Consider the following 10,047-nt stretch of genomic DNA (forward strand, 5'->3'; position numbering starts at 1 on the left):
TTTTATTAATTATTTTGTAAAGTCAATTCGTTTTTGTAAGAGATAAACAAGAATGGCGCCTAATGCCATGGACAATAATTCACCCAAAGCAACTGTGCCATAAGTTGGCCAAAACGGCACTTTTGTCACAATATTAAGTTCCAAAGCCACGCTCCAAGTCATCAGAGTACAAACCACCGTTGTGATCGTTAACTTCACTGGCACTGATTTAACTCGTTTGGTTAAAAAGTAGCTGATCGTTGTCATGACTAAAGTCCCTAAAGTTCCAAACACAATATCAACGATCCCCAGCGGTGAAACCAAGTTAGCTAATGCACAGCCAATCGTCAGCGCTATGATATAACGCTTATTGAACGCTACGAGATGATTAAATCCTTCCGACAAACGTAATTGAATCGCCCCGTAGCCAAAGGGTACAATTACCATGGTTACGGCCACGTATAACGCAGCCACCAATGCGATTTTTGTAACTTCTGCCGTTTTAGTTGAAACTTTTTCCAAAATATTGCCTCCTTAGTTTTTTAAGGTGGGATTTTGCGAACCACCTATGTGTCTTTAATACACAAACAAAAGTAATTATAGCAAAATAACTTGCCTCTGAACATAGCAAAAAGCCGAATCCAAAATATCATTGGTATCCGGCCTTTTTTAGTATGTTGCATTATCCAAATAAAGCTTTGAATAGTTTTATTTGGCAACGATATTGACGATCTTATTAGGCACAACGATCACTTTACGAATTGTTTGTGTCCCGACAAATTTTTGGACATGTTCATCTGCCCGAGCTAAGGCTTCTAATTTTACCTTATCTGTATCTCGAGCAACTTTTAAGTGCCCGCGAACTTTGCCATTGACCTGAACAATTACTTCAACTTCATCTTCAATCAAGTATTGTTCATCATAAGTTGGCCAAGGTTCATAGGTCAAAGTTTCGTCATGCCCTAATTCTTGCCAAAGTTCTTCCATCATATGTGGTGCGATTGGTGCTAATAGTTTGACTAAGCCTTCCATATACTCAACTGGCAAAGCATCGGCCTTTGAAGCCTCATTTACAAAAACCATCATTTGCGAGATAGCCGTATTGAAATGCAAAGCTTCAAAATCTTCAGTTACTTTTTTCACAGTTTGATGATAAATAGTTGTTAATGTCCCATCATTTTCTGTTGTGACATGGTCTCGTAGTTTGCCTTGATCATCAACAATCAACCGCCAAACTCGATCCAAGAATTTCCGTGCTCCAGATAGTCCCTCTTCACTCCACGGGATAGAAGCATCCAACGGCCCCATAAACATTTCATAAAGCCGCAATGTATCGGCACCAAATTGTTCAACAACATCATCAGGATTAACCACATTGCCTTTAGACTTAGACATTTTTTCGTGGTTTGCACCCAAAATCATACCTTGGTTAAAGAGATGTTGGAATGGTTCTGGTGTTGGTACGACACCAATATCATATAAGAATTTGTGCCAGAAACGGGCATAAAGTAAATGCAGCACCGCATGTTCCGCACCGCCAATATAAAGATCCACTGGCATCCAAGCTTTTAGTTTATCATAGTCGGCTAAAGCTTCTTTATTATGAGGATCTACAAAGCGCAGGAAATACCAAGAACTACCGGCCCATTGCGGCATCGTATTTGTTTCACGCCGGCCTTTGCGACCATTCTTGTCAACCACATTGACCCAATCATCCAAATTAGCTAAAGGACTTTCCACAGATCCAGACGGTTTAACATCTGGTGTTTCTGGTAGAATTAATGGTAACTCTTCTTCAGGAACAAGGGTTGTTTCCCCATCTTCCCAATGAATGATTGGAATGGGTTCACCCCAATACCGTTGCCGCGAGAACAGCCAATCTCTTAACCGATAATTTACTTTTTTAGCACCTACATGATGATCTTCCAACCAAGCAATCATCTTATGAATACCCTCATCTTTATTGGTACCATCTAAAAACTCAGAGTTAATGTGTAATCCATCACCGGTAAAGGCTGCATCGGCAACATTACCACCATCGACAACTGGAATAATTGGTAAATCAAACTTTTTAGCAAAGGCAAAATCCCGATCATCGTGTGCTGGTACGGCCATGATTGCCCCAGTCCCATAACTTGCTAAAACATAATCGGAAATCCAGATTGGAATCTGCTTGCCATTAACTGGATTAACCGCATAGGCTCCAGTAAAGACGCCGGTTTTATCTTTATTTAGATCGGTTCGATCTAAATCACTCTTATGGGCTGCTTCATCCTGGTAGGCTTTAACCACCTGTTTTTGCTCAGCTGTCGTGATTTTATCGACTAGCTCATGTTCCGGTGCCATGACCATATAAGTCGCACCAAACAGCGTATCAGGACGTGTGGTAAAGACTTCAATTGTATCTTCGCTGTCAACCACTTTAAAAGTTACCGCAGCACCTTCAGAACGGCCGATCCAATTACGCTGCATTTCTTTAACATTTTCTGGCCAATCAATTAAATCCAAATCATCTAGTAATCGATCAGCGTAAGCTGTGATCTTCAACATCCATTGGCGCATTGGTTTACGCACAACAGGAAAACCACCACGCTCAGTCTTGCCATCAATAACTTCTTCATTGGCGACAACTGTACCCAAATCGGGTGACCAATTGACCGGTACTTCAGCTTCATAAGCTAAGCCCCGTTGGTACATTCGTTCAAAGATCCACTGTGTCCACTTATAGTAGCTTGGATCAGTTGTATTGATCTCGCGGTTCCAATCGTAAGAAAAACCTAAAGCGTTGATTTGACGTTTAAAATTCTCAATATTTTTTTTAGTGAAACTTTTAGGATCATGCCCAGTTTTCAACGCGTATTGTTCAGCTGGCAAACCAAAAGCATCCCAGCCCATTGGATGCAACACGTTGTAGCCCTGCATACGCTTCATCCGCGCAACAATATCTGTTGCGGTATAACCCTCCGGATGACCAACATGCAAGCCTTGGCCCGAAGGATAAGGAAACATGTCTAACGCATAAAAGTTCTCTTTATTAGGATCATTCGTTGTGTTAAAAACATTATGCTCGTGCCAATATTTTTGCCACTTTTTCTCAACCACATGGTGATTATACGTCATGAAAGCACCCTCCGATTTATCTATGTATCCCTATATTTGCAAAAAAAGCCCATAGAACGACATGTTCTACAGGACTAATTTTGGTCCTATCGACTCGTTTCTATGTGGAGAAACATAAATCGATAATAACAAACTTCAATTTTCCAATCAATACTAGCGGATAATTAATTTTTGCCCAACTAAAATTAAATCTGTTTTCAAATGGTTTAAAGACTTCAACTTAGCCACAGAAATATGGTTCGCTTTTGCAATTTTTGCCAATGAGTCATTCGCAGTTACAGTCACACGTTTTGGCTTCAATTGTGGTTTAGCAGTCGTTGCCGGCTGAGTTACTGTTACATTCTCAGCTTGAGGTTGTGGCGCTGCTGCCTGTGTCGCGTTAGATGGTTGTGTTTGTTTAACTTTCAATACTTGCCCGGCCATCAATGCACTAGTACTGCTCAAATTATTGACTGCAACCAATTGATTAAAGTCCATACCGGTATTTTGGGCAATAGACCAGAGCGAATCTCCTGATTGCACGGTATAATCTACAAGTGCTGGGCCATCAAACTGAGTCAAATTATAAGTTTCAATCAAATGATCCAACTTATCAGCATACTGCGTATCAGTAGCATAGCGCCCCGTAAGCCATTTAGTTGCATCTAGATAAGACTTAGTGTTGCTGCGAAAGGCACCCGCATAAATCGTAGGATTATCATCGGTGCCGTGACGCAATAAAGACACATAATCTGACAATGAAGCCTTATAAGACGGGTACTTTTTGAAATTGGCCTGAACGCTGTACATTTTGCCAGTGCCATCATCTTCTAAAGTACTATAACTCACCTGGTTACCTTGATAGCTGCCCTTAATACCAAAAAGATTGTAATTTGGCGCACCTGCTAAATCACTCATCCCCCAACTACTCTCTAATAACGCTTGGGCGATCATTACCGAAGCATATAAATCATTATCAGCTGCTAAAGTACGCGCTTGATTACCCAATGCATTCAAAAAGGCCATATCTCCTTGTCCCTTTGAAGGCGCGACATAATCTTCAGTTTGTGATGTCGCGGAATTTTCAGGGTTACTTGACGTCATATTTTGAGACCCAACCGATCCAGTCGTTGTCTGAAAATTGCGCGTTGCTTGAACTGTATTGGTATCGGCTCGAGCCGTCTGCTGTGTATCAATCATGCCACTTGCAGACAATGCCGTTCCAGCGCTGACCAATGAAATTGTCTGCCGTAAATGCCGCCGACGCCGCTTTTGTTCCTGTTCTAATCGTGCGAAACGTCTTTGAGTCATCAATTCGCGTCTTGTTTGCATGATTCATCCCTCATTAATTACAAATATTCATTTAAAGTATACCGAATAAATACCAGCAATAGTTTTCAAGTTTGGATAAAAAATATTATCATAACTAGTATAAAGGAGTGTGTACTTTTGACAAAACTTCAGAAACACCTGGCTATGATTGCCCTGGTCAGCTATCTAATCTTTAGCTTTATACTAATCAGTTTATTGACCAAACAGCCGCTGTTAATTGCCTTTGATCAATGGGGCCATCGCACCATCGCCAGTTTGCATCATCCAGAACTGACACCGATTATCAGAATAATCACTTATAGCGCACAAAATGGCATAACCATCGTTATCGCTAGCCTCTTCATCATCTCTACATGGCTGACGCATAAAAAAGTACTTGGTTTCTTTTTGACTCAGAATTTAATCGTTGGTAATTTGCTCAACCACGGTGTGAAACTACTGATTCAACGTCAACGTCCCGCATTGACGCAACTTGTCCCACAAGGCGGCTATAGTTTCCCCAGCGGTCATTCAGCCAATGCTGTTTTACTATATGGCTCTTTGTTATTTATAGCCTGGTATTTTATTAGACAGCGTAAAAACCGGATACTACTCAGTCTGTTCGTCATTTTTTGGATTTTCTTAGTGGGATGCAGCCGAATCTACTTACAAGTTCATTTTCCCAGTGACGTTTTAGCTGGTTGGAGTTTAGCGTTAGGCAACTTGATCGTATCTTTTCGAATTAGTCAACCTTATCTACGAGCTGCTTTGCCTGATGACGCGTATGATATTGGTCCCATAAATTGATCAGCAAAGCTAAAATAATGACAATAGCAGCTACGACATAGATCCAATGCAGCCCTTGGTACAAAATACTGCGTAACGTCGGTAACTGTTGCTTGGGCAGTGTCCTAGCTTTCAAAGGATCAATTAGGCGATTCAATTGCGCCATCGTTACATCTGCATGGGTTTTTGTCCCCTGTAATAACGCCCGGTTCATCACAATACCATAAATTGAAACTAATAACGTTTGACCTAATGTTCTGGCCAATGTATTTAGAGAGGTAGCCACACCGACCTCATTTTTAGCGACCACACTTTGGATAGTTACGGTGGTTGTTGTAATAATTACCCCAAAGGATAGGCCCATAAAGGCTGCCCAAAATAAGAACCAGCCGAAAGGTGTGGCAATGCCATTTGTAGCCATGACGAATGCCGCAATAAGTAACCAAAGTAGTGCGCCGCTGAGAATATGCTGGGGCGTATATTTCAAAATTAATTTACCAGCAATGAATGAACCCACGATCCACATTAGTGAGCTGGGTGTCACTACAAAACCGGCTGAAGTCGGTAGAAAACCTAAAATAGCTTGGGCCCAGGTCGGCATATAAACTTCAAAGCCCATGACAAAACCGCTGACTAATAGCGCCACCAAGTTTTGACTAACGAAAGTTTTATTCTTTAATAGTTTCAAAGCAATAATCGGATCAGTGGCCTTTTTTTCTTGCCGGTAAAAAAGCCAGCTGCTGATTGTGGCAGTCAAAATAAGTCCACTGATCAATAATGGTTGAGCGGATTGACTGATTAGTTGAAAAACAAGCATGAGGGCTAATAGTAATACTAGCAGCCAAAAACTGCCCAACCAATCAATTGACGTTTTATTCACTTGGCGATTTTCACGATAATAAAGACTGATCATCAATAAGGTCAATAAACCAACTGGTAAATTAATAAAGAATATCCAGTGCCAACTTAATTTTTCAACAATAAAACCACCTAATAAAGGTGCAATTACAGAAGCAACCCCCCAGGCTGAACCATTAAAGCCAAGTACTTTGGCCCGCTTCTCAAAAGGGTAAATATCCGCAATAACGGTGAAAGTGATCGGCTGAATCGCGCCGGCGCCAATACCTTGGATCGCTCTAAAGATAATTAACTGCATCATGTTTGTACTAAGCCCACAAAGACAAGATCCGACCACAAAAATAATCAAGCCAAAGATAAATACTGGCTTACGGCCATTACGGTCAGAAAATTTACCGTAAATCGGTGTAGCCATCGCACTGGTTAATAAGAAAATCGAGAAAACCCAGTTCATTAATTCAACACCATGCAAATTGCCAATAATCGTTGGCATTGCCGTAGAAACAATTGTGCCTTCAATGGCGGTCATGAAAGTCGCAATAAAAATTGCGATTGTCGTCAAAGGGACATTGGTTTTTTTAGTCATGTTACCTCCAATCGAGTAGGAGACCCTAATGGATCGACCTCTCACACCGCCGTATGTACGGTTCCGTATACGGCGGTTCAATAACTTAAGCGTTTCTGAATAGACTGGTACGTTGTGGACAGATTGATAAGTCCAAGGCGTGCCAGTCTTTTATTTGTTAGAGTATCTTTCAGTACACCAGTATGTGCGGTATACCAATAGAAAATATTCGTACTTCTGACACCGATTCCCCTAACTTTCTAAGGTTTCGGTACTTCGTTTTGATTTTCTTCCATGATTTCCACCTCCACTTCCGATGAGAATTGTTAAAATTCGGCCCTTTGTTGTCCCAAGGACAACTACTATGGCCTCGGCTGACTTCTATTTCATTCAGCTAGACATCACTGCCTGGTTTGTGCCTGTGAAACTTTTCGTTTCTCTTGTCGGGAACGTATGAAACAGACCTCCCCGGGTAAGAACACTAACTTTCGTGCCATGTAACCATTGGCTTTGCTGCGTACAGTTTCGAGTAGTATGGGACTTCAGTTTGTTAAGCAACCTTATCCACTGCAAACAGCCTTATTACCACTTCTTGTTCATTGGTTCAGCACTTTGCTTCAGATTCCACCTCGCGGTGGACACCCTTGTCCTCAGCTAATAGTTCCGACTACTATGGTCTATAGTGGACTTTCACCACCAAGCTAGCGCCCATGCCGGGTGTACTAAAAAAAGAGACCCCTACACTGTTGATAGTGTAGACGCCTCTTTATCTCGTTTAATCTAATAATTTTTTGAGAACATCAACTTTATCTAGCCGTTCCCAAGGTAGATCAACATCTGTACGTCCGAAATGGCCATAAGCTGCCGTTTGCTTATAAATTGGCCGCTTAAGATCTAGCATTTCGATAATTCCAGCCGGTCGTAAATCAAAGTAGTCTCGAATGGCCTGTTCAATATCACTTTCGGCAATTTGATTGGTGCCAAATGTATTCACTGAAATAGACACTGGTGTTGCGACACCAATAGCATAGGCTAACTGTATCTCACAAGTTCGTGCCAATCCTGCAGCTACGACGTTTTTTGCGATATATCGAGCAGCATAACTAGCCGAGCGATCAACTTTAGTCGCATCTTTACCAGAAAAAGCACCGCCACCATGTCGCGCATAACCGCCATAAGTATCGACAATAATCTTACGACCCGTTAAACCCGCGTCGCTTTGTGGTCCACCAATTACGAAACGGCCAGTTGGATTAATATAATATTTTGTATTTTCATCCAGAAACTGACCAGGAATCACTTGCTTGATAACTTTCTCGATCATATCCTCAGCAATCTGTTCCTGGGTCACGTCAGGATCGTGTTGCGTACTGATTACCACCGTATCCACTCGGAATGGTTTGCCGGCATCATCATATTCGACCGTAACCTGTGACTTTGCGTCTGGACGCAAGTATGTCAAAGTATTGGTCTTGCGTAATTCTGCAACCTTACGCATAATCCGATGTGCTAGAGAAATTGGTAATGGCATTAATTCAGGTGTTTCGTCAATGGCAAAACCAAACATCAACCCCTGATCACCGGCACCAATTTTCTCCAAAGGATCAGAATCATCCGTGCGATTCTCAAAGGAGTCATCCACCCCTTGGGCAATATCGGGTGACTGTTCGTCTAAAGCAACTAAAACGGCACAAGTATCACCATCGAAGCCATATTGGTTATCGACATAACCGATGTCACGAATTGTTTGCCGCACAATACTTTGAATATCAACATAAGCAGAGGTTGATATTTCACCAGTGATCAAAACTAGACCAGTTGTAACAGTTGTTTCACAAGCCACCCTAGCATCAGGATCTTGCGCTAACATCGCATCCAAAATTGCATCACTAATTTGATCGGCAATCTTATCGGGATGTCCTTCAGAAACTGATTCGGATGTAAATAAATGTCTTTCTTGCATCTTTTTTCCCCCATTATTCGGTTACAAGGTACTTCGCTACTGCGAATCCTATCGGGAATGATAGTCAACTAATTGAGTTTAGCATTTTAACAAATAAAAATCAAAATAAACTTAGCTAGTAATTGACGCTACAACTGTAATAGCATAGCATATAAACTATGAAAAGGAGTTATGACTTTGACAAAAAACACCAATCATTTCAACCTTATTGATTACATATTAGATTTACTAACTATCTTGATCATACCAGCTACGGTTTTTCCTCGTTTTAAAGCCAATTGGACGCTTTACACGATGACCTTTCTAATCTACTTGGTAGCACTACTCATTTTTAAATATTTGCCATATCCTAAGTGGCGCTACCTTTTGTTAGTTATACCATTGTTTAGCAGTAGTCTGATTTTATTTAAAGTCTCAAGATCACTCGGCCTTTTAATGATAGCTTTAGTTCTTTTAACGGTTGGCATCACACAAACAACATTTAATGAAAAGTTCACAAAAATCATCAATCTAGTTAGTCTCTTTTTATTTATTGAAGTGGCAGTTATCATCCAGACACATATGCTTACCTTTAGCCTTACAATATTGACGCTACTACCGCTTATTACGGTGATCTTGTATTTACTCTTACAAGACCATGTAACGCCCTTAGTTCTTAGTCTAATTTTGATATTTCTAAACCTGTATTTATTTATTAATTATTTTACTTTAGTACAAATTCTTATTACAATATTCTTCTTAATCAGTTTAGGTTTTACTTCAAAAACAAATTTACATATAAAGTATCAACTTGTATTTATTGTCTTATTATTGATTGCGAATATCATTTAGTTTTGAATAAGTAAGCTTTGAGATCCAGGGCAAAATGCAATTTTGTTTTGGGTCTCATTTTTTAACATTTATGAATTTCGGCCTTATATTAAAATAGGTATATTTAGACCAAAAAATAAGCTAAGACAAAGATTTTCTTTTGTCTTAGCTTATGACGCTTTCCATCACGGTCCCAACCGGATTTGAACCGGTGATCTCCTGCGTGACAGGCAGGCGTGATAACCCCTACACCATGGGACCAGTTATGGAGGTTACAGGGCTCGAACCTGTGACCCTCTGCTTGTAAGGCAGATGCTCTCCCAGCTGAGCTAAACCTCCAAGTAGTGACCCGTACGGGATTTGAACCCATGTTACCGCCGTGAAAGGGCGGTGTCTTAACCACTTGACCAACGGGTCGAACTAAAAACGGAGAGTAAGGGATTCGAACCCTTGATACAGGTTTAAGCCCATATACATGATTTCCAATCATGCTCCTTCGGCCACTCGGACAACTCTCCATTTTTGCCAACTAATTTTAGGCAAAAAAATAGCGCGGCGACTTCCTAACCTCGCAGGCGGTTGCCCGCCAACTACTTTCGGCGTTAAGAAGCTTAACTTCTGTGTTCGGCATGGGAACAGGTGTTGCCTTCTTGCTATCGCCACCGCACTTCTCCTG

At 41.0% G+C, this 10,047-nt stretch carries 6 protein-coding genes, 4 tRNA genes, 1 rRNA gene and 2 riboswitches; of the genes, 1 reads left to right on the forward strand and 10 read right to left on the reverse strand.

Annotated features, from left to right (window positions below; genetic code table 11):
* Positions 1 to 9 precede the first annotated feature (9 nt).
* The 3 genes from FHQ08_RS10460 to FHQ08_RS10470 form a co-directional block, all read right to left on the reverse strand.
* Positions 10 to 501, reverse strand: a complete 492-nt coding sequence (locus FHQ08_RS10460; protein WP_230914363.1) for a QueT transporter family protein — start codon at positions 499 to 501, stop codon at positions 10 to 12.
* Between the two features lie 6 nt (positions 502 to 507).
* Positions 508 to 551: riboswitch (PreQ1 riboswitch) on the reverse strand.
* A 136-nt stretch (positions 552 to 687) separates the two neighbouring features.
* Positions 688 to 3,099 (reverse strand): leucine--tRNA ligase, encoded by a 2,412-nt coding sequence (leuS, locus tag FHQ08_RS10465; RefSeq protein ID WP_230914364.1) that lies wholly within the window; start codon positions 3,097 to 3,099, stop codon positions 688 to 690.
* Positions 3,100 to 3,252: 153 nt separating this feature from the next.
* Positions 3,253 to 4,410: a glucosaminidase domain-containing protein gene (locus FHQ08_RS10470; RefSeq protein ID WP_230914365.1), complete on the reverse strand. Its 1,158-nt coding sequence runs from the start codon at positions 4,408 to 4,410 to the stop codon at positions 3,253 to 3,255.
* Positions 4,411 to 4,527: 117 nt separating this feature from the next.
* Here FHQ08_RS10470 and FHQ08_RS10475 point away from each other — a divergent pair, with 117 nt between their 5' ends.
* Positions 4,528 to 5,196 (forward strand): phosphatase PAP2 family protein, encoded by a 669-nt coding sequence (locus tag FHQ08_RS10475; protein WP_230914366.1) that lies wholly within the window; start codon positions 4,528 to 4,530, stop codon positions 5,194 to 5,196.
* Here FHQ08_RS10475 and FHQ08_RS10480 read toward each other — a convergent pair.
* The 7 genes from FHQ08_RS10480 to rrf form a co-directional block, all read right to left on the reverse strand.
* The gene (locus tag FHQ08_RS10480; protein WP_230914367.1) at positions 5,132 to 6,619 is read right to left on the reverse strand and encodes an MDR family MFS transporter; all 1,488 of its coding nucleotides are present in this window, start codon (positions 6,617 to 6,619) and stop codon (positions 5,132 to 5,134) included. The genes FHQ08_RS10475 and FHQ08_RS10480 overlap by 65 nt on opposite strands.
* A gap of 754 nt (positions 6,620 to 7,373) precedes the next feature.
* Positions 7,374 to 8,561: a methionine adenosyltransferase gene (metK, locus tag FHQ08_RS10485; RefSeq protein WP_230914368.1), complete on the reverse strand. Its 1,188-nt coding sequence runs from the start codon at positions 8,559 to 8,561 to the stop codon at positions 7,374 to 7,376.
* Positions 8,559 to 8,634: riboswitch (SMK box riboswitch) on the reverse strand. It overlaps the preceding gene by 3 nt.
* Before the next feature lie 925 nt (positions 8,635 to 9,559).
* Positions 9,560 to 9,632, reverse strand: a tRNA-Asp gene (locus FHQ08_RS10490).
* 5 nt (positions 9,633 to 9,637) lie between these two features.
* A tRNA-Val gene (locus FHQ08_RS10495) sits at positions 9,638 to 9,710 on the reverse strand.
* A 6-nt stretch (positions 9,711 to 9,716) separates the two neighbouring features.
* A tRNA-Glu gene (locus tag FHQ08_RS10500) sits at positions 9,717 to 9,788 on the reverse strand.
* Between the two features lie 10 nt (positions 9,789 to 9,798).
* Positions 9,799 to 9,889: transfer RNA gene (locus tag FHQ08_RS10505), tRNA-Ser, on the reverse strand.
* A 32-nt stretch (positions 9,890 to 9,921) separates the two neighbouring features.
* Positions 9,922 to 10,038, reverse strand: a 5S ribosomal RNA gene (gene rrf, locus FHQ08_RS10510).
* Positions 10,039 to 10,047 lie beyond the last annotated feature (9 nt).

It is taken from the genome of Agrilactobacillus fermenti, assembly GCF_021030645.1.
In the GTDB taxonomy this organism is placed as follows: Bacteria; Bacillota; Bacilli; order Lactobacillales; family Lactobacillaceae; genus Agrilactobacillus; species Agrilactobacillus fermenti.